Raw genomic sequence first — 18,586 nt, forward strand, 5'->3', positions numbered from 1 at the left:
TTGGGGGTGGGTTTGGNGGGGGNGGGCATGGGCTGATTCTGGGGCCAGGCGGTACGGACGGCAACGCCTGTGCCGACACCCAGGCCGTGGGCCGCTACGATGGCGGCATGAATGCATCTGCCGCTTCTTCTGCGTCTTCTAGTACGCCCCAGTCCTTCTGGCCTTCACGCTTCTGGGCCGAGGTCTCGGCCCATGACTTTGCCCAGGCCCAGACCAGCGGCCTGGCTGCCAGCACCGTGGCCGTGCTGCCCGTGGGCGCGGTGGAGCAGCACGGGCCGCATCTGCCGCTCAATGTGGATGCCAAGCTGATCGAAGGCGTGATGGCCGCAGCCCTGCCGCTGCTGCCCGCCGATCTGCCGGTGCTTTTTTTGCCGCCGCAAAACATAGGCCTGTCGGTGGAGCACACCAGCTATGCCGGCACGCTGACGCTCTCGCCTGCCACGCTGATTGCGTTGTGGTCCGAGCTGGGCGCCTGCGTGGCACGCTCCGGCATTAAAAAGCTGTTGCTGCTCAACGGCCATGGCGGCCAGGTCAGCGTGATGGACATCCTGGCCCGCGAGTTGCGCATGCAGCATGGGCTGTTGGTCTATAGCGCTAGCTGGTTCGGTCTGGTGGACGATGCGGCCAATCAGCAGTTCTGCGCCCATGAACACCGCTTTGGAATCCATGGCGGCGAGGTGGAAACATCGATGATGCTGCATCTGGCGCCCGAGACCGTGCATATGGAGCGGGCGCAGAACTTTGCTTCCACGTCCGAAGTGCGCGCCGGCAAATACCACTTCATCGGCAATGGTCGCAGCGCCAAGCTGGGCTGGGCGATCGAGGACTACAACCCCGCCGGAGCCGTAGGCAACTCCGCTGCTGCAACGGCAGAGCGCGGTGCGGCCATGCTTGCCTCATCGGCCGAGGGCCTGGTCAGGCTGCTGGGCGAAATTCATGATTTGCCCCTGAGTACGGTGCAGAACAAACCGCAGCCGCTTTAAATTCAGGAGCGGCTCACGTAAAAACAGCCTGTGTTTACAGGCTGTTTTGCATTAAAAGCTCCTGTTTCCAGTCGCTAGCTGCTCCTGAAAAATACTTACTGCTTCGGAATTTTGGCCGCCGTGATCACATCGCCCCAGCGCTTGATTTCCGACTGCAGCAGCTTTGCGGTCTGCTCGGGCGTGCTGGCCTGGGCTTGCACGTTCAGATCGCGCAGCTTCTTGGTGACCTCGGGGTGGTTGACGGCGGCGTTGATTTCCTTGTTCAGGCGGGCAATCACCTCGGCCGGAGTCTTGCTGGGGGCTGCCAGAGCATTCCAGGAGGAGGCCACAAAGCCTTTCACGCCGGATTCCTGGGCCGTGGGCACCTTGGGCAGCAGGGGCGAGCGCTTATCGCCCGTTACGGCCAGCAGGTTCACGGCCTTGGCATTGATCTGGCCCATGATGGGCGTGAGAATTTCCACGGCCGCATCGATCTGCTTGCCGCGTAGAGCCGTCACCACGGCCGGCGTACCGTTGAAGGGCACGATCTGCACATCGATACCGGCCGTGGTCTTGAACAGCTCGGCCGCCAGATGCTGGGTACTGCCCACATTGATGCTGCCCAGATTGAGCTTGCCGGGATGGGTCTTGGCGTAGCTGACCAGCTCGCCCAGGTTCTTGAACGGCGATTGGGCATCGGTGATCACGCCAATGTCGAAGTAGCCCAGGGTGGAAATCGGGGTCAGGTCCTTGACCATGTCGAAGGGCAGATTGCTGAACAGATTGACCGTCACGGCGCTACCGTTGGACATGAGAAACAGCGTGTGGCCGTCCGGAGCGGACTTGGCCACGGTATCGGCCGCCACAATGCCGCCGGCGCTGGGCTTGTTGTCGATGACCACGGGCTGGCCCAGCTGGGTGGACAGCTGCTGGGCCACCACGCGGGCCGTCACATCGGCCACGCCACCGGCGCCAAAAGGCACGACGATGCGTATGGGGCGGTTGGACAGCCCCTGGGCGTGGGCGGCAAAACCTGCCAGCAAAGCTGCCCCCGCAGCGGTACTGATCAGGGTTTGGGTAAAAGTACGTCTTTGCATGCTGGTCTCGGCAGTCTCAAAATTTGATACGCCACAGTGTCGCTGGAGTCGCTCTTCTCCCATAGTGCGTCGCTGTTCTGTCAGCTATGCCCGCCGGTAATAGCTGAGTAAAAGCGCACTTACGCCTGCATGCGCACCATCTCAGGCTGGCGGCTCAGGCGCTGGTTACCCAGCTGCGGTGCTCCTCGGTATCGAGGTGGTTGAGCGTGTTGAAGGTCTGCAGCATCAGGCGCTTGGGGCTGATGCTGAACTCCGTCACCGCGCTATTGCGCAGCCGCATATTGAGGGCAATCGTCACCTCGGGCGAGGTGCCCAGCACCTGGCCTACGGCCGTGGATATGGGGCCGCCGCTGCTGACCAGCAACACATTGCGGCCGGCATGCTGGTGGCGGATTTGCTCCAGAACGGCGTGCACGCCGTCGGCGAACCCATTCCAGTCCGGCATGCCTTGCGGGCTGATGGTGCCGCCCATCCACTGGGCCAGCGCATCGCAGAGCAGGCGAAAGTGCTGGCGGTACAGTTCGGGCGTATCAGCCTTGGGCAAGGGAGCGGGGTGAATGGCGTGCAGCAGGGCGTCGCTGTCGTATTCGTTGAGCCCCGAGGCTGCTTGCACGGGCAGATCCAGGCCGCCCAGACCCTGGACGATGCCATGCAACGTCTGCTGGTGGCGCTTGAGCGTGCCGGTATAGACCGCGTCGAATTTCTGCCCTCGTTCGCGCCAGTACTGGCCCAGGCGCACGGATTGGGCGCGCCCGCGCTCACTGAGCTGATCGTAGTCGTCCGCACCAAACGAGGCCTGGCCGTGGCGCACAAGATAGAGGGTTCCCATGGGGCGGATTGTGTTGTGCCGCCGCCGGGCCGCGCTGTCATGCGGGCGACCAGCTGGCGCTTGGGCGACAGCGCGCAGGTTCGCATTTCCGCAACTCTCATCTGGATTGGCGTGCGGGCGGTGTTTGCCGCTCGGTTAAGATGGATGCGAGCGATTCTCAAAAACATAAAAACACGCTCCGCTTTCGGTACTGGTTCTTCGGTCTCTTGCATTAAGTTGCAGGAGGCTTGTGGGTTCTGAAGCGGAGCGTGTTTTTTTGTGTCTGCTGCTTTCATCTTCTGGAGCCTTCCATGTTTCGACGTCCCCTGTTTGCACTGGCCGCCGTTGCCAGCCTGTGCGCCCCCGCGCTGTCCGCTCATGCCGAGGACATCACGCTCTACACCACGCGTGAACCGGCGCTGATTCAGCCGCTGCTGGCCGCTTTCACGGCCCAGACCCAGATCGGCGTGAAAACCGTGTTCGTGAAGGACGGTCTGCTGGAGCGCGTCAAGGCCGAGGGCGAGCGCTCTCCCGCTGACGTGCTGATGACGGTGGATATCGGCAATCTGCTGGATCTGGTCGATGGCGGCGTGACCCAGCCGGTCAAGTCTGCGACGCTGGAATCGGCCATTCCCGCCCAGCTGCGCGATGCCGGCGGCCAGTGGTTCTCGCTGTCCATGCGTGCCCGCGTGCTGTATGCGGAAAAAGACCTGAAGATCGGCGCTTTCCGCTATGAAGACCTGGCCAGCCCCAAGTTCAAGGGCAAAGTCTGCTCGCGCGCCGGTCAGCACCCCTACAACACGGCTCTGATCGCGGCCATGATTGCCCATGACGGGGAAGCCAAGACCGAGCAATGGCTCAAGGGTGTCAAGGCCAATCTGGCACGCAAGGCCACCGGCGGCGACCGCGATGTGGCGCGCGACATCCTGGGCGGCATCTGCGATGTAGGCCTGGCCAACACCTATTACGTGGGCCATATGAAGGCCGCCAAGGAAGGCACGGACGCCCGCAAGTGGGGCGATGCCATCAAGGTCGTCAAGCCCACGTTCACCGACCCCAAGAGCGGTACCCACGTCAACATCAGCGGTGCCTCCGTGGCCAAGCATGCGCCCCACCGCGCCAGCGCCGTGAAGCTGCTGGAGTTTCTGGTCTCCGAGCCTGCGCAAAACCTCTATGCCCAGGCCAATTACGAACACCCTGTGCGCAAGGGCGTGGCACTGGACCCCGTGGTGGCCCAGAGCATTGGCGAGATCAAGATCGACCCGCTGCCGCTGACCGAGATTGCCAAGCACCGCAAGCAGGCCAGTGCGCTGGTGGATAAAGTTGGGTTTGATAAATAAGTAACACCCCTGAGGCGCTTTGCGCCTTCCCCCTCTCTTACGCGCTTTGCGCTAGGGGAGGGGGACGATGCCATCGCTGCGGGGCGGCCCTTGCTTGACATCCCTGATTGGGGGCATGCTTGATCAAGCGTTGTGTCCCTTGCGCTGCCCCTTCGATGGGGCATACCTGTTTCTGGGCTTTGGTCTTGGCGTGATTTAGTTGTTGATGTTTTCTTTTCTTCGTTCAGGGCTGCGGCCCGTGGGAGCTGTGTGGCAGGGCGCAAGCTGGTTGATTGCGCTGGGGGTGCTTGCGCCCATTGCATCGCTGGCCTGGCTGGCGCTAGGGGCGGATTTCGCCCACTGGCAGCATCTGCTGCGCTATGTGCTGCCCGATGCGGCGTTGAACACGGGTTTGTTGCTGGCGGGCGTGGGCCTGGTGGTGCTGGTGGTGGGCACGGGTTGTGCTTGGCTGGTGACGGCCTGCGATTTTCCCGGGCGGCGTTTTCTGCTATGGGCGCTGCTGCTGCCGCTGGCCATGCCGGCCTATATCGTGGCCTTTGCCTACCTGGATTTGCTGCACCCCATAGGCCCGGTGCAGGGCGCGCTGCGCTGGTTGCTGGGCTATGACAGTCCGCGCCAGTGGCGCCTGCCCGATCTGCGCTCCATGGGCGGCGCGATCTTTGTGCTGGGCTTCACGCTCTACCCCTATGTGTATATGACGGCGCGGGCCATGTTCATGACCCAGCCGGCTCACTTGATGGAAGCGGCGCGCACCCTGGGCGAGACGCGCTTTGGCGCCTTCTGGCGTGTGGCCCTGCCCATGGCGCGGCCGGCGCTGGCCGTGGGCCTGAGTCTGGCGCTGCTGGAGGCGCTCAACGACATCGGGGCCTCCGAGTTCCTGGGCGTGCACACGCTGACCGTGTCGGTGTACACCACTTGGATCACGCGCTCGGATCTGGCGGGGGCGGCCCAGATTGCCTGCTCCATGCTGGTGATGGTGGTGGCCCTGGTCTGGCTGGAGCGCAGAGGCCGCAGTCGCCAGCGCTTTGGCTCGGCCCAGCGCATGCGCGCGATTGCACCGCGCCGCCTGCGTGGCGGCTGGGCCTGGCTGGCCACGCTGGCGACCGGTCTGCCGGTGCTGATCGGCTTTGCCGCTCCTGCGGCCTATCTGGGCTGGGAAAGCTTCAAGCGCCTGTCGCAAGGTGCGGGCATCTCGGCCGGGCTCTGGGCCAGTCTGTACAACACGCTGGGGCTGGCATTGGGCGTGACGGTGCTGGCGGTGGCCGCTGGCTTGGTCGTGGCCTGGGCTACCCGCAGCGGCATCAGCACCCGTGCGCCCAGGCGCTGGCCGGCGCAACTGGCGGCTCTCGGTTATGCCGTGCCGGGCACGGTGCTGGCCATCGGCCTGCTGACGCCCGCGCTGGCGCTGGATGCCGGTTTTGCCCAGCTGTTCGGCATGGATGGCTTGCCGTTGATGGGGCTGGGCACAGTGCTGGTCGCTGCCTGCGTGATCCGCTTTCTGGTCATGCCCGTGGGGGGGATTGAGGCCGGGCTGTCTCGCATTCCGCCCACGCTGGAGCAGGCCTCGCGCCTGCTGGGCGAAACCAGTCTGGGCACGCTGCGCCGTGTACACCTGCCGCTGCTGCGCCCTGCGATTGCCACCAGCGCCATGCTGGTGTTTGTCGATGCAATGAAGGAGCTGCCGGCCACCCTCTTGCTGCGCCCGGCAGACTTTGACACCCTGGCCACCTGGCTGTATGCCGAGGCCGCGCGCGGCACCTATGAGGAAGGGGCGATTGCGGCCCTGGGCATTGTGCTGGCCGGCCTGGTACCGGTGATCCTGCTGGCCCGCAGCCAACTTTCGAGTCTGCGCCGGGAATTGGATTAAAAATGCCTGAAGTCCATGATTTTCATGCGCTTTATGCTATTGATTTTGAAGTATTTGAATGACTGCCTCTCTTCGCATCGCGCAACTGCATCTGGCCTATGAAACGCCAAAAGGGCTGCACACCGTGGTGCAGGGCTTTGATCTGCAGGTGCCGGCCGGTCATATCGCCAGCCTGCTGGGGCCCTCGGGCTGCGGCAAGACCTCGGTGCTGCGCGCCATTGCCGGGTTCGAGCCGGTGCGCGCCGGCAACGTGCATCTGGGCGAGGTACTGCTCTCAGGCCCCCAGGTGCATCTGCCGCCCGAGCAGCGCCATGTGGGCATGATGTTTCAGGAGTACGGCCTGTTTCCCCATCTGACGTCCGCGCAGAACGTGGGCTTTGGTCTGCGCCGCATGGCCAAACCTGAGCGAGTCCAGCGCGTGCAGCAGATGCTGGACATGGTGGGTCTGGCCGCTGCGGGCAGCAAGTTCCCGCATGAGCTGTCGGGCGGGCAGCAGCAGCGCATTGCACTTGCCAGAGCGCTGGCGCCAGCGCCGGCCCTGTTGCTGCTCGACGAGCCGTTTTCCAATCTGGATGCCACCACGCGCGAGCGCCTGACCCGCGAGGTGCGCGAAATTCTGCGCGCGGCCGGGCAGACGGCCGTGCTGGTCACCCACAACGCGCAGGAGGCTGAAACCATGGCCGATCAGATCTGCGCCATGACGCCCCACGCTTGAGCCGGTTTGCGTTGGATTACAGCAAGACCTGACCGCTGACCAGGGTCAGGGTGTGGCCGCCCACCCAGAGCTGGCCGTTGGCGCCGGTCTGCACATGGACTTGACCGTCGCGGCCCACGCAAATGCCCTGGGCGGCGACATAAGGCGTCTGCAGCAAGCCCTCGCCCGTCAGCCACTGGGCCAGCGCGGCGTTCAGGCTGCCGGTGACCGGGTCTTCGCTGGCGGTCTCGCCGATCAAGGCTCTGACTTCCAGTCGCGGTTGCAGTGTGGCTGCAGGTGCTTGTTCTGCCTCGGCCTGCTGTTTGGCAAAGGCACGGGCCTCGCGGCTGGAGCGGCCAATCAGCGGCGCCTCCTCCTCGGGTTCGCACAGCGCGGCCAGACCGGCCTTGGCGCCCAGCTGTTGCAGTGCCGCAAAGTCGGGCTCCACGCCCAGCACTGTGTCCGGATGATCCAGCAGCAAGCCCAGCCAGGGCGAGCCGTTGTACAGATGGCGGGCCGCCAGCAACTGCTCGCGCTCCAGCCCCAGGGCCTTCAGCACCGGGCCGAGTTCGGCTTCGCTCACCTCGCGCGAGTCCAGGCTTGGCGCCTCAAAAAACAGAGCGCCTTGCGCATTGGCGGTAATGGCTACCAGCCCTTTTTTGCATTGCTGCAGCACCTGATCGGCGTTGCGCGGCACACCGCCCTGGGCCAGCCAGGCATGGCAGCTACCCAGCGTGGGATGGCCGGCAAAAGCCAGCTCGCCGGCGGGCGTGAAGATGCGCAACTGGTAGTCGGCCCCGGCGGCCAGGCCTTCGGCCGTGGGCTGCAGCACAAACGTGGTTTCGGACAGATTGGTCCAGCAGGCAAAAGCCTGCATTTGCGCATCGCTCAGACCATTGGCCCCCAGCACCACGGCGACGGGATTGCCACGCAAGGCGGTTTGCGTGAACACATCCACGGTCATATAGGGGCGAGAGAGGGGACTGGTATGAGCGGGGGCAGACATGGGCAGGGATTGTCGGCAAAAAGCAAAACCGGCGCAGGGCCGGTTGATGAGGCATTGCGCATGCCACGGGGTATCAGAGACAGCAAGCAAGAGCCTAGGCGGCCCCGCCGCCTCGCGGCGAAGCTGTCGTCCCCCTCCCTAAGAGAGAGGGGGAAGGCGCGTAGCGCCTCAGGGGGAGTTATGCATAAGCTTTAATGGCTTCGGCCAGGGCCGCAATGCCCTTGTCGATCTGCTCGGCGGTCACCGTCACATAGGACAGGCGCAGCGTGTTGTTCTGTGGCTCGCCCGCATAGAAAGGCGCGCCGGGCACAAAGGCCATGCCGCGCTCCACGGCGCCGGCCAGCAGTTGCTGGGCGTCCATGCCTTCAGGCAGTTGCAGCCACAGGAACATGCCGCCCACGGGGCGAGTCCAGCTCACGCCCAGGCCGGCCATTTCGCGCTCCAGAGCGTTCAGCATGGCATCGCGCTGTACCTTGTACATGGCGCGGATGGTGGGCACATGGCGGTCCAGGAAACCGTCCTTGATCACCTCGGCCACCACGCGCTGGTTGAAGCTGGGGGTGTGCAGATCAGCGGCTTGCTTGGCCTGGGTCAGCTTGCCGTAGACCGAGGCCGGAGCCACGATGAAGCCAATGCGCAGACCAGGGGCCAGCACTTTGGAGAAAGAACCCATGTAGATCACGCCCTCGGGGTTGCGCGCAGCCAGCGGCAGGGCCGGTTCCTGCTCGTACCAGAGATCGCCGTAGGGGTTGTCTTCCACCAGGGGGATGTTCAGTTCCTTGGCCTTTTCCACCAGTGCCTGGCGGCGCGCTTCGCTCATGGTGCGGCCGGTGGGGTTCTGGAAATTGGGCAGCACATAGGCAACACGGGCCTTGTCGGCACCGCTACCCACCTGACGGGCAAAGTCTTCGATCAGCATGCCTTCGTCATCGCTGTCCACGCCCACGGCCACGGGCTCCATGGGGGTGAAGGCCTGCAGCGCGCCCAGGTAGGTAGGCTTTTCCACCAGCAGGCGGCTGCCCTTGTCCAGAAACACCTTGCCGATCAGATCCAGCGCCTGCTGGCTGCCGGTGGTGATCAGAATTTGCTCGGGGTTCACGTCCCAGGGCAGAAAGTCGGCGATCGCCTGGCGCAAAGGCGCAAAGCCTTCGGTGGTGGAGTATTGCAGGGCTGCGGCGCCATCGCGCTCCATGACGGACTGGCAGGCTGCGGTGAACGCGTCCAGCGGGAAGGCCTTGGGGGAGGGCAGACCGCCTGCCATGCTGATGATGCCGGGGCGATCCGTCAGCTTCAGGATCTCGCGGATCGCGGAGGAATTCATTTTGGCAGCACGTTCTGCCAGCGTCCATGTCGTCATAACAGTACTCGATCTTTTGATGGCCAGCCCTGCGGGGGCCGGCTGGTGTGCGGTCTCATGCCCGGGTAAGACATGTGTTGGCGGGAGCCACAGGCTCTTTTGCCACAGGGGCTGCAGCGGTGGCTGCGGCCTCTGTGCGCCAGCAATATAAGGCTTATTTTGTCGCGCCCGGTTTGCCTGTGTGGGCGGGTGGGCCATTGCGACTTTTTTGTGCACACCGGCCGGTGCAGCCGGTGCGCGTGGCCGAAGCCCTGTGTACAGGACGGCCAAGAAGGGTTGATGGCTTCAATATACGCTTGAGACCATTACAGTTCCTATACAGACAGTCCCACAATGATGCCAGCTGTATTGGTGTTTGAATCGGCACAGTTGCGGTTTCTGCTTTTCCTATGTCCACCTCCCTTTCCCGCCAGGGCTCGCTGACCCTGACCCAGCAGCTGGCCGAGCGTCTGGCCGAGCGCATACGCATGCGGCTCCTGCCCGCCGGCACCCGTCTGCCTTCGGTGCGCGAATGCGCGCGCCAGCAAAACGTCAGTGCCTATACCGTGGTCGCCGCCTATGACTTGCTCCAGGCCCAGGGCCTGGTGGAGGCGCGGCCGCAGCGCGGATTTTTTGTGCGGGATTTTGTGCAGAATCTGCCTCTGCTGCAGGACGGGCAAGCGCAGATAGCTATGAAATCCGCAGCGACGCAAATGCCTGCGGGCCTGACGCCCGGTGCACGCATCAATGCCTCCATGCTGATACGCGGCATGTTTGTGGAAAGCGTGGCCGGCAAGCCCCAGCCCGGCGCGGGCGTGTTGCCCGCCGAATGGCTGGATGTGGGATTTCTGGCCGCTGCCGTGCGCAAGGTCAGCAGCGGCCAGGGCTTGCGCGAATCCATGGTGCGCTATGGCGAGCCTATGGGCGACAGCAGCTTGCGCGAGGCGCTGGCCCGGCGCATGCAGCGCCTGGGCATTGCGGCCTCACCGGCGCAAATCATCACCACCATGGGGGCGACCCAGGCTCTGGATATCGTCAGCCGTGCCCTGCTGCAGCCCGGCGATCCGGTGATGGTGGAAGAGCCGGGCTGGGCCGTGGAATACGCGCGCCTGGCTGCCATGGGCATGCGCGTGCTGCCCGTGCCGCGCGGGCCGGAAGGGCCGGATCTGGCCGTGATGCAACGCTATTGCGAGACCATGGCCCCCAAGCTCTATGTCAGCGTCAGCGTGCTGCACAACCCCACGGGCTACAGCCTCAGTGCCGCCAGCGCCCATGAGGTGCTGCAGATGGCGCAGCGTCACGGCTTTTATGTGGTGGAGGACGACACTTACTGCCATATCGCCCCCGATCACGCCCCGCGCGTGACGGCGCTGGACCGTTTGCAGCGCAGCATTTATATCAGCGGTTTTGCCAAGGTGCTGGTGCCCAACTGGCGCATAGGTTATCTGGCGGCTCCGCCCGAGCTGGTGGAGCGGCTGCTCGACACCAAGCTGCTGTCCACGCTCTCCACTCCCACGCTGATGGAGCAGGCCATGGCCTTGTGCATGGAGCAAGGCCAGTTGCGCCGCCATGCCGAGCGTCTGCGCCAGCACCTGGCCCAGGCCCGCAGCCGCAGCGTGGCCCTGGCCCAGCAAGCCGGTTGCCGCTTTGTGGCCGAGCCCGCCGGCATGTTTGGCTGGGTGGACACTGGCGTGGACACCGAAACCCTGGCCCAGCGCCTGCTGGACGAAGGCTACCTCATCGCCCCCGGTGCCATGTTCCACGCCAGCCGGGGCGCCAATACCTGCATGCGCATCAACTTCGCCACCACCCAGGACGCCGCCTTCTGGCGCGTGTTTGAAACCGCGGTAAAGCAAATGCAGGACGCCGCTTGAGCTATCAAAACTGATAGCTACTTGCGCAATAGATAAAAGGGCTGAGATCGAAGAATGAGAGCTTTGCCAAAACTGGCACGAGCCAAGCCAGAGACGCCGTGCAAGGGCCGCCCCGCCGCACCGGCGTCGTCCCCTCCCGCGCAGCGAGAGAGGGGGAAGCGGCAAAGCCGCTCAGGGGGTGAACCCTCAATGCGCCCGCATCTTGGTCCGCAAGCGCGCAATCGCCTGGCTGTGCAGCTGGCAGACGCGGGATTCGGTCACGCCCAGCACGGCAGCGATTTCCTTGAGGTTCATGTCGTGCTCGTAGTACATGCCCATCACATGCTGCTCGCGCTCGGGCAGGGCCTTGATGGCATCGACCAGGGCCAGGCGCAGGCGCTGGTCGCGCAGCAGCGAAAACGGATCGGCACCGGCATCGGCCACATGGCGGTCGAGGTAATCGTCGCCCGCATCATCGCCGCCGCCTATGTCTTCCAGATACACCAGCTGCGTGCCGCGCACCTTGCCCAGCAGGGACTGGTAATCGTCCAGGTCCATGCCCAGCTCGCCGGCAATTTCGGACTCCAGCGGCGAGCGGCCCAGACGCTGCTCCAGCCGGTTCATGGCCTGCTCTATATCCTTCTGGCTTTTGCGCGAGCTGCGGCTCATCCAGTCGCCCTCGCGCAGCTCGTCCAGCATGGAGCCGCGTATGCGCTGACTGGCAAAAGTCTCGAATTGCACGCCTTGCTCGCTCTCGAAGCGCGACAGCGCTTCAGCCAGCCCGATCATGCCGACCTGGATCAAATCATCCAGCTCCACATTGGGCGGCAGTTTGGCGATCATGTGCAGGGCAATCCGACGCACGAGCGGCGCATGCTGACGAATCAGCGCGTCGCGGTCGAGTTGGCCTTTGGCGGTGTACATGGCTTTCAGTGACTCCAGGCTAACGAGGGCAGCGCAGCGGCGTCCGCACCCGGTACGGCTTGCAGGCCATGCTCATGCATGGGCAATATGCAGGCGGTTTTGAGCATATGCAGGGTCAGCTGATGCAAATCGCTGACCTGACGCCAGCGCATGCGCAACAGCACCGGTGCATCGCCCAGATGGCGCTGCGAACACTGTAGCAGCGCATCCAGTCGCTGTAAGCGAGTTTGCGAATCCTGTGCGGCGCTTTGGTGGCTGCTTTGCTTGCGGCTCCAGTCATAGCGCTGCGGGCCTTCGGGCGGGGCCGAGCCTTCCAGCGCGGCCAGGGTGCAATGGGTATCGGCAAACACGGCCAGATGTTTGATCTGGCGGTAGCTCTCGATCAGGTGCTCGGTATCGGGCGGCAGCACCAGCAGCGGCTGCAGGCTTTGCTCGCCCAGCAGCGGGGTCAAGGCCTCGGCACTGGCGTAGATCAGCACGGTGGAATAGCCGCGCACATAGCGCTGCAAGGCGGCCAGCGGCGCCAGGCCGTTGTCCTGCGCCGACTGGCGCAGTCTGGCCAGGCCCAACCTGGCGGGCAGGGTGGCCACGCGGCGGCTTTCGGTATTGCGTTCGGCCATGCTGCGCAGCTCGGTGGCGGCTTGCCAGGCGGTTTGGCTCAGCAGCTGGGCCAGGCCCGGCGTACGTGCCGATTCGTTCTGGCTGCCGTCGATGACCAGCACGGACTGGCCCAGGCGCTGTAGCTGGGCGCACAGCGGCCAGAGCAGGGAATGTTCGGCCTGGCTGGCGGCCGCATGGTGCAGCATGGCCATGATGCGCAGGCCCGAATCGCCGGGGCTGCCATGCAGATGCAGACCCATGCCCTGGTGAGGGGGGGAGTAAGACTCAAGCATGGGCGGTCTCGGCCAGCTCGGTGGATTGCGCCACTGGGGCTGCTTGGGCCGCTTCCGTGGGTTCGGTGGATGGAGCCGCCTCGGCAGTCTGGGGAGCGGCGGGGGTAAAGAAGAAATCCAGATCAAGGGCCTCGGGGTCGAAGGCCGATGGCGCGGTGGCACGCATGGAGGCCGAAGCCAGAGCCTGTGCGTTGGCGCGCTCCCAGTCTTCGGGTACGCGCTGACCGTTGGTCACGCCGCACAGCTGCATCTGGTGGCGGATCAGTGAGTCCACCGAAGGGCCGATCTTCACGGCTTCGTCGACCTTGGTCAGGATGGCATGCTGCGAGCCGCGGGCCTTGAAGGCGCGAATCACATCATCCTGGGCATCGCCCTGGGCGGCGGCATTGACGGCCAGCAGCTGCTGAACGCCTTCAATGTCCAGCACATCGATGATTTCGTCCTTGCGCGGATCGCGCGGGGCCACGCCCGTGGTGTCGATCAGCACGATTTTCTTGTTCTGCAGCAGACCCAGTAGGTCTTGCAGGGCGGCCTTGTCATGGGCCTGGTGGGCCACCATGCCCAGCATGCGTGCATAGCTGCGCAGCTGTTCGTGGCCGCCGATACGGTAAGTGTCCAGCGTGATCAGGCCCACGGAGGCGGCGCCGTGGCGCGCGGCGCACAAGGCGGCCAGCTTGGCCGTGGTCGTGGTCTTGCCCACGCCGGTAGCGCCCACCAGCGCGTAGACGCCGCCTCTGTCATACAGAGCTTCCTGGGCAGCATCGGTGCGCAGGTTGCGCTCCAGCACCTGCATCAGCCAGCGCAGGGCATCGGCAGCCGACAGGGTTTCGGGCAGCTTTTCGATCAGCGCGCGCGACAGCACGGGCGAGTAGCCGGCGCAGATGAGCTTGTGCATCAGGCTGGACTGAATCGGGTTCTGGCGGGTCTGGCCCAGCCAGGTCAAGGTGTTGAAGCGCTCTTCGAGCAAGTCCTTCATGGACTGCATCTCTTGCATCAAACCCTGCGGGCTGGCCGAGGCGGCCGCGGCAGCTGTCGCTGCGCTTGGCTTGACCACGATGGGCTCGGAGCGCAGCGGATTGTGGCGTGCAATCGGGGCGCCCGCGCTGGGCTGGACGGCCCGGGAGGCTGCAAACTGCGCGGGGCGCGCGGCCTCGTTCTGGGCCCGGGTGCGCTGGGCAAACGTGGGCAAAGGCTCGTCGGCGCTCAGCGAGGCTTCGTGGCGGCGGCGCAGCATGCGCTCGCGCACATAGTCCTGAAACGACAGTGTGCTCATGGACAGCTGTTCCACATCGTCCTGCACGGAAGTCTGTGCTGCGGCCTGCTCCGGCGCAGCCTCCTTGGCCGCCTGGCGCGCCAGCACATGCTCCAGCGTGCTCATGGCCGGCTTGGCGGGGGCGGCCGTGGTTGCGCTGGCAGATGGCGTGGCAGATGCGGCGGTAGGAGCCGGCTTTTGCGATGAAACAGGAGCGAAGTCCTGGTCGGTAAAGCGCTGCTTGCTACGAAAATCTCTAGGCTCGTCGATGGCACGGCGCTCGATGGCGGCGCGCAGTGGCGAGCCTGCATCCATGGGCTGCACATCGTCTTCGGCCGTGGCCATGACTTCCACGCCTTCGGGGGTCTGGCGATTGGACAGAATGAGGGTGCCTTCGCCAAAAGCCATGCGCGCCTTGGCCAGAGCCTCGCGCGAGGTGGGGGCGTAGAAGCGTTTGATGTTCATGCGGATGCACCTTTAAGAATCGGGCCTATGCGTATGGTGTGCGTCTCGGGAATCTCGCTATGCGAGAGCACCTGCAGACGTGGCGCCACACGGCGCAGCAGCTTGGCGATGGAGTTGCGAATGGCGTCGGGTACCAGCAGGCAGGCGGGCAGGCCCAGCTCTTCTTGCTGATTGACGACGTCCACGGCTTTTTGGGTGAGGATCTCGGCCACGCCCGGGTCCAGCGAGGGCGAGGCCGGGTTCGATAGTGCTTGCACCAGCAGGCGCTCCAGACCGGGCTCGATGGCAATCACGTTGAGCTCGCGGGTGGGGCCGTAGATCTGCTGCACGATGGCCGGTGCCAGTGCAATGCGCACGCGGCGGGCCAGCTCGGCGGGATCGGCGGTGGTGCTGGCGTTTTCGGCCAGGCTTTCGATGATGGTGCGGATATCACGAATGTGCACAGAGTCCTCCAGCAGCAGCTGGAGCACTTTCTGGAACGTTGTGATGGGCACCATTTTCGGGATGACTTCTTCTATGAGTTTGGGAGCCTGCTTGGCCACATGCTCGACCAGTTGCTGGGTCTCGGTACGCGAGAGCAGCTTTGCCGCCTGCACTTGCATCAAGTGTGACAAATGGGTGGCCATCACGGTTTCCGAATCAACGACGGTAAAACCGGCCATTTGTGCCGCTTCCTTTTGTCTCTCGTCTATCCAGTGGGCGGGCAGGCCGAAGGCCGGGTCGGTGGTGGCCGTGCCAATCAGCGGCGTGGTGATGCCGCCGGGGTTGATGGCCAGAAACATGCCGGGGAAGGCTTCGCCCTCGCCCACCATCACGCCGCGCAAGGTGATGCGGTAGGCGCTGGGCTTGAGTTCCAGGTTGTCGCGCACATGGACGGCAGGGGGCAGAAAGCCCACTTCCTGCGCAAACTTGCGACGCACTCCCTTGATGCGGGTCAGCAGGTCGCCCTGACGGTTCTTGTCCACCAGAGAGATCAGGCGATAGCCCAGCTCCAGCCCCAGCAGGTCCACGGGCTGCAAATCATCCCAGCTGGCTTCGCCGTCGTTTTGCGCGCTCTGTGGTGCCGGGGTAGGGGCTGCCGTGGCTGCTGCCTGCTGGGCCAGCTGCTTTTTGTGCAGCGCCCAGGCACCCCAGGCCATCAGGCCGCCCATGCTCAGAAACACCAGATGCGGCATGCCGGGAATCACGCCGATCAGCAGCAAAATGCCGGCCGTGATGCCCAGCACCTTGGGCGACAGGAACAGCTGCTGCACGATCTGGCGGCCCATGTCGGCATCCTTGCCCACGCGCGAGATCACCATGGCGGAAGCCACGGAAATCAGCAGACCCGGAATCTGCGCCACCAGCGCATCGCCCACGGCCAGCAGGATGTAGCTGTCGGCAGCCTGGCCGGCCGACAGGCCGTGCTGGGCCATGCCGATGGCAAAGCCGCCGATGATGTTGATGACCAGAATCAAGATGCCGGCAATCGCATCGCCACGCACAAACTTGCTGGCGCCATCCATGGAACCGAAGAAGTTCGCTTCCTCGCTGACTTCGGCGCGGCGGCGCTTGGCTTCTTTTTCGTCGATCAGACCGGCGTTCAGGTCGGCATCCACGGCCATCTGCTTGCCGGGCATGGCGTCCAGCGTGAAGCGGGCCGAAACTTCGGCAATGCGCTCGGCGCCCTTGGTGATCACCACAAAGTTGATGACCACCAGAATCGCAAACACGATCAGACCCACAGCAAAGTTGCCGCCAATCAGAAAGTGACCGAAGGCCTCGATCACGGCGCCGGCCGCACCGGGGCCGGTATGGCCTTCCAGCAGCACCACGCGAGTGGAGGCCACGTTCAGCGACAGACGCATCAGCGTGGTCAGCAGCAGCACCGAAGGAAAGGCGGCAAAGTCCAGCGGCCGAATCATGTAGGCCGCCACCATCATCACCATCAGCGCCACGGCGATGTTCAGGGTGAAGAAGGTGTCCAGCATCCACGGCGGCACGGGCAGCACCATCAGGCCGAGAATGGCCACCACCAGCAGCGGCGTGGTCAGGCCTTGCAAGGTCTTGGCATTGCTGCCCAGCCACTGCGGCAGGGCTTGTAGCGGGTTGGAATTCATCGGGATTTACCTTCTGGCGCCTGAGCGGCTGTCGGTTCCTGGGCCGCTGTCTCGGGGGTGTTGCGGCCGTGAAGCGGGTCAAGCTCCACCGGCACCACGGGCTCGCCCAGTTCGCCGGGCGCCGGGCCTTCGCCGCGCAGCGCGGCCTTCAGGCGATACACATAGGCCAGCACCTGGGCCACGGCGGTGTAGAGCGCGGCAGGAATGGCCCGATCCAGATCGGCGTGGGCATACAGCGCCCGCGCCAGCATGGGTGACTCGAGCACCGGGATCTGGTGTGCGCCCGCCACTTCGCGGATCTTCAGGGCCACCAGGTCGGTGCCCTTGGCAATCACCTGGGGCGCGGCCATGCTGGCATCGTCATAGCGCAGGGCCACGGCATAGTGGGTGGGGTTGGTCACCACAAAATCGGCACGCGGCACGGCGGAGACGCTGGCCCGGTCGGCAATCTCGCGCTGTTTTTGGCGCAGCTTGCTCTTGATCTGGGGGTTGCCTTCGGATTCCTTGTGCTCCTGCTTGACTTCCTCGTGGCTCATCTTCAGTCGCGACTTGAAGAGCACGGCCTGCAGCGGCACGTCGATCACGGCCACCAGCAGCACCACCACCAGCAGCAAAGCCGTGCCCGAAGTCAGCCAGGAGCCCACCATGGACAGTGCCATGGGCGAGGGCTGAGAGGAGACGGCCACAATTTCGGCAATGCGGCCGCTCATGAATTTCCAGGCCACAAAGCTCAGCACGGCCGTCATGAACACCATCTTGACCACGTTGGTCAGCTGTTGCTTGGAAAACAGGTTCTTGAGGCCGGACAGCGGATTGAGGCGGTTGAACTGGGGCTGAATCGGCTTGAGACTGAAGATCCAGCCGCCTGCGGCCACACCGGCCAGCACCGAGGCACCGGTGGTGACGGCGGCAAAAATCACGGCAATCGTCAAACCCAGGCCCAGCATGGATTGAAAGCGCTCCAGCATCAGCGCCGGCGTCTTGGCGCTGGCCGCATTGAAGACCAGCTGCCGGGCCATGGCCTCTTGCATATGCTGCATCAGCGGCCGGGTACCCATGAACATCAGCAGTGCGCCCATGCCCAGAATGGCCAGGTGCGACAAATCCCGTGAGCGCGCACCCTGACCGTCCGCACGCGTTTTTTGCAGCTTGCGTTCGGTAGCCGGCAGGTTTTTGTCTTGACTCGATTCCATGGCGCAATGACGGATAGGGTGCCGTGATTTTGCGCAGGACCGGAGTTTTCAATGCGTGGATAAGAGGGGGGCTGGCCTTGTTTATGGGCGGCTTGGCTTGCGGGTGTTTCCGGTTTCAGCCGCAGGACAGCGTTGCATCGTGCTTTGCATTGGCCGCATGCCTGATTTGCTTTCAGAGGGCGGGTCTCGGCCCGCCTGCCGAGGTACTTTTCTTTGCTTCGCCAAAGAAAAGTACCCAAAAGAAAGGCGACCCTACTGCCCCCGACCCCTTCGCTGCGCTGCGGGGCAACCTGCGCCGTCAAGCGCTTGGGGCGGTGCGGCAAAACTCACTTCGAGCTTCGCTCTCCGTTCAAACAGGTTGCCGCAAGTCAGATGACGATGCAGTTGCACTCTGCGGTGCAACTGCCCGCCCCAAGCACTTGCCGTCACAGGCGTGGGCACAAGGGCATTGGGAATAAGCGCTAGAGGCCAATTTCGTTACAAATCCCGCAGGCCGTCCGTTCCCATCCCTTTTGGCTGCGCCTGTGGTACGCGGTCCAGGCTGCGGGCATTGGCACCGCAGAGTGCCAATGCTTTGTGCTCTGATTGGCCGCCGTTTGTTCGAGCGGCGCGCGCAGCGCAAAGCGAGTTGGGCGGCCCCGCAGACTGGATTGTGTGCCGCAGGTTTGCCCGTAGCGAAGCGCAGGGACCCAGACAGCAGGGAAAGCGCTCTTTGCCTACTTTCTAGCGCGCTAGAAAGTAGGTCGCCTGCCGGGGCGAGACCCGGCCTCTGTCTCGGGCAATATCAAGAAATAGTT

Annotated in this window: 14 protein-coding genes; 5 read left to right on the forward strand and 9 right to left on the reverse strand. The window is 64.2% G+C overall.

What is annotated here, in order from left to right; translation table 11 throughout:
• Nucleotides 1-107 precede the first annotated feature (107 nt).
• Entirely contained in the window at nucleotides 108-983 is an 876-nt protein-coding gene (locus tag ACNAZA_RS19615; RefSeq protein WP_415798244.1) for a creatininase family protein, read from the forward strand.
• Nucleotides 984-1,078: 95 nt separating this feature from the next.
• Here ACNAZA_RS19615 and ACNAZA_RS19620 read toward each other — a convergent pair whose 3' ends face one another.
• Both ACNAZA_RS19620 and ACNAZA_RS19625 read right to left on the reverse strand, forming a co-directional pair.
• Nucleotides 1,079-2,059, reverse strand: a complete 981-nt coding sequence (locus ACNAZA_RS19620) for a Bug family tripartite tricarboxylate transporter substrate binding protein (protein WP_120966078.1) — start codon at nucleotides 2,057-2,059, stop codon at nucleotides 1,079-1,081.
• A gap of 154 nt (nucleotides 2,060-2,213) precedes the next feature.
• Complete coding sequence (locus ACNAZA_RS19625) at nucleotides 2,214-2,888, reverse strand: histidine phosphatase family protein (RefSeq protein ID WP_415798197.1); 675 nt, start codon at nucleotides 2,886-2,888, stop codon at nucleotides 2,214-2,216.
• Between the two features lie 290 nt (nucleotides 2,889-3,178).
• Between ACNAZA_RS19625 and ACNAZA_RS19630 the strand changes: the two genes are divergently transcribed.
• From ACNAZA_RS19630 to ACNAZA_RS19640, 3 genes are all read left to right on the forward strand, one after another.
• Complete coding sequence (locus tag ACNAZA_RS19630) at nucleotides 3,179-4,207, forward strand: extracellular solute-binding protein (RefSeq protein ID WP_415798198.1); 1,029 nt, start codon at nucleotides 3,179-3,181, stop codon at nucleotides 4,205-4,207.
• Nucleotides 4,208-4,412: 205 nt separating this feature from the next.
• Nucleotides 4,413-6,074 (forward strand): ABC transporter permease, encoded by a 1,662-nt coding sequence (locus ACNAZA_RS19635; RefSeq protein WP_415798199.1) that lies wholly within the window; start codon nucleotides 4,413-4,415, stop codon nucleotides 6,072-6,074.
• 58 nt (nucleotides 6,075-6,132) lie between these two features.
• Complete coding sequence (locus tag ACNAZA_RS19640; protein ID WP_415798200.1) at nucleotides 6,133-6,789, forward strand: ABC transporter ATP-binding protein; 657 nt, start codon at nucleotides 6,133-6,135, stop codon at nucleotides 6,787-6,789.
• A 16-nt stretch (nucleotides 6,790-6,805) separates the two neighbouring features.
• Here the strand turns inward: ACNAZA_RS19640 and ACNAZA_RS19645 are convergent, their stop codons facing one another.
• Nucleotides 6,806-7,774, reverse strand: coding sequence for a PhzF family phenazine biosynthesis protein (locus tag ACNAZA_RS19645; RefSeq protein WP_415798201.1), 969 nt, complete (start codon nucleotides 7,772-7,774; stop codon nucleotides 6,806-6,808).
• Between the two features lie 178 nt (nucleotides 7,775-7,952).
• Nucleotides 7,953-9,131 (reverse strand): aminotransferase-like domain-containing protein, encoded by a 1,179-nt coding sequence (locus ACNAZA_RS19650; RefSeq protein WP_415798203.1) that lies wholly within the window; start codon nucleotides 9,129-9,131, stop codon nucleotides 7,953-7,955.
• 389 nt (nucleotides 9,132-9,520) lie between these two features.
• Here ACNAZA_RS19650 and ACNAZA_RS19655 point away from each other — a divergent pair, with 389 nt between their 5' ends.
• A complete protein-coding gene (locus ACNAZA_RS19655; protein WP_415798204.1) occupies nucleotides 9,521-10,984 on the forward strand; it encodes an aminotransferase-like domain-containing protein in 1,464 nt (487 codons plus the stop codon).
• A gap of 186 nt (nucleotides 10,985-11,170) precedes the next feature.
• On the opposite strand, the gene ACNAZA_RS19660 is transcribed toward ACNAZA_RS19655, so the two are convergent.
• From ACNAZA_RS19660 to ACNAZA_RS19680, 5 genes are read right to left on the reverse strand one after another with little or no spacing between them, the layout of a single operon-like run.
• Nucleotides 11,171-11,887, reverse strand: a complete 717-nt coding sequence (locus ACNAZA_RS19660; RefSeq protein ID WP_120966093.1) for an RNA polymerase sigma factor FliA — start codon at nucleotides 11,885-11,887, stop codon at nucleotides 11,171-11,173.
• Nucleotides 11,888-11,892: 5 nt separating this feature from the next.
• Nucleotides 11,893-12,780 carry a hypothetical protein gene (locus tag ACNAZA_RS19665; protein WP_415798205.1) on the reverse strand — a complete coding sequence of 296 codons (888 nt, stop codon included), beginning with the start codon at nucleotides 12,778-12,780 and terminating at the stop codon, nucleotides 11,893-11,895.
• Nucleotides 12,773-14,497 carry a flagellar biosynthesis protein FlhF gene (gene flhF / locus ACNAZA_RS19670; RefSeq protein ID WP_415798206.1) on the reverse strand — a complete coding sequence of 575 codons (1,725 nt, stop codon included), beginning with the start codon at nucleotides 14,495-14,497 and terminating at the stop codon, nucleotides 12,773-12,775. Before flhF ends, ACNAZA_RS19665 begins: the two co-directional genes overlap by 8 nt.
• Nucleotides 14,494-16,596, reverse strand: a complete 2,103-nt coding sequence (gene flhA, locus ACNAZA_RS19675) for a flagellar biosynthesis protein FlhA (protein WP_415798207.1) — start codon at nucleotides 16,594-16,596, stop codon at nucleotides 14,494-14,496. Before flhA ends, flhF begins: the two co-directional genes overlap by 4 nt.
• Complete coding sequence (locus ACNAZA_RS19680; RefSeq protein ID WP_415798208.1) at nucleotides 16,593-17,789, reverse strand: EscU/YscU/HrcU family type III secretion system export apparatus switch protein; 1,197 nt, start codon at nucleotides 17,787-17,789, stop codon at nucleotides 16,593-16,595. Before ACNAZA_RS19680 ends, flhA begins: the two co-directional genes overlap by 4 nt.
• Nucleotides 17,790-18,586 lie beyond the last annotated feature (797 nt).

It is taken from the genome of Comamonas aquatilis (assembly GCF_965139575.1).
GTDB classification, from domain to species: domain Bacteria; phylum Pseudomonadota; class Gammaproteobacteria; order Burkholderiales; family Burkholderiaceae_C; genus Comamonas; species Comamonas aquatilis.

What these genes read in the sequence shown, in the direction of transcription:
- ACNAZA_RS19615 (WP_415798244.1), top strand. Translation starts at nt 108, where the DNA reads ATGAATGCATCTGCCGCTTCTTCTGCGTCTTCTAGTACGCCCCAGTCC.
- ACNAZA_RS19620 (WP_120966078.1), bottom strand. Translation starts at nt 2,059, where the DNA reads ATGCAAAGACGTACTTTTACCCAAACCCTGATCAGTACCGCTGCGGGG.
- ACNAZA_RS19625 (WP_415798197.1), bottom strand. Translation starts at nt 2,888, where the DNA reads ATGGGAACCCTCTATCTTGTGCGCCACGGCCAGGCCTCGTTTGGTGCG.
- ACNAZA_RS19630 (WP_415798198.1), top strand. Translation starts at nt 3,179, where the DNA reads ATGTTTCGACGTCCCCTGTTTGCACTGGCCGCCGTTGCCAGCCTGTGC.
- ACNAZA_RS19635 (WP_415798199.1), top strand. Translation starts at nt 4,413, where the DNA reads ATGTTTTCTTTTCTTCGTTCAGGGCTGCGGCCCGTGGGAGCTGTGTGG.
- ACNAZA_RS19640 (WP_415798200.1), top strand. Translation starts at nt 6,133, where the DNA reads ATGACTGCCTCTCTTCGCATCGCGCAACTGCATCTGGCCTATGAAACG.
- ACNAZA_RS19645 (WP_415798201.1), bottom strand. Translation starts at nt 7,774, where the DNA reads ATGTCTGCCCCCGCTCATACCAGTCCCCTCTCTCGCCCCTATATGACC.
- ACNAZA_RS19650 (WP_415798203.1), bottom strand. Translation starts at nt 9,131, where the DNA reads ATGACGACATGGACGCTGGCAGAACGTGCTGCCAAAATGAATTCCTCC.
- ACNAZA_RS19655 (WP_415798204.1), top strand. Translation starts at nt 9,521, where the DNA reads ATGTCCACCTCCCTTTCCCGCCAGGGCTCGCTGACCCTGACCCAGCAG.
- ACNAZA_RS19660 (WP_120966093.1), bottom strand. Translation starts at nt 11,887, where the DNA reads ATGTACACCGCCAAAGGCCAACTCGACCGCGACGCGCTGATTCGTCAG.
- ACNAZA_RS19665 (WP_415798205.1), bottom strand. Translation starts at nt 12,780, where the DNA reads ATGCTTGAGTCTTACTCCCCCCCTCACCAGGGCATGGGTCTGCATCTG.
- flhF (WP_415798206.1), bottom strand. Translation starts at nt 14,497, where the DNA reads ATGAACATCAAACGCTTCTACGCCCCCACCTCGCGCGAGGCTCTGGCC.
- flhA (WP_415798207.1), bottom strand. Translation starts at nt 16,596, where the DNA reads ATGAATTCCAACCCGCTACAAGCCCTGCCGCAGTGGCTGGGCAGCAAT.
- ACNAZA_RS19680 (WP_415798208.1), bottom strand. Translation starts at nt 17,789, where the DNA reads ATGGAATCGAGTCAAGACAAAAACCTGCCGGCTACCGAACGCAAGCTG.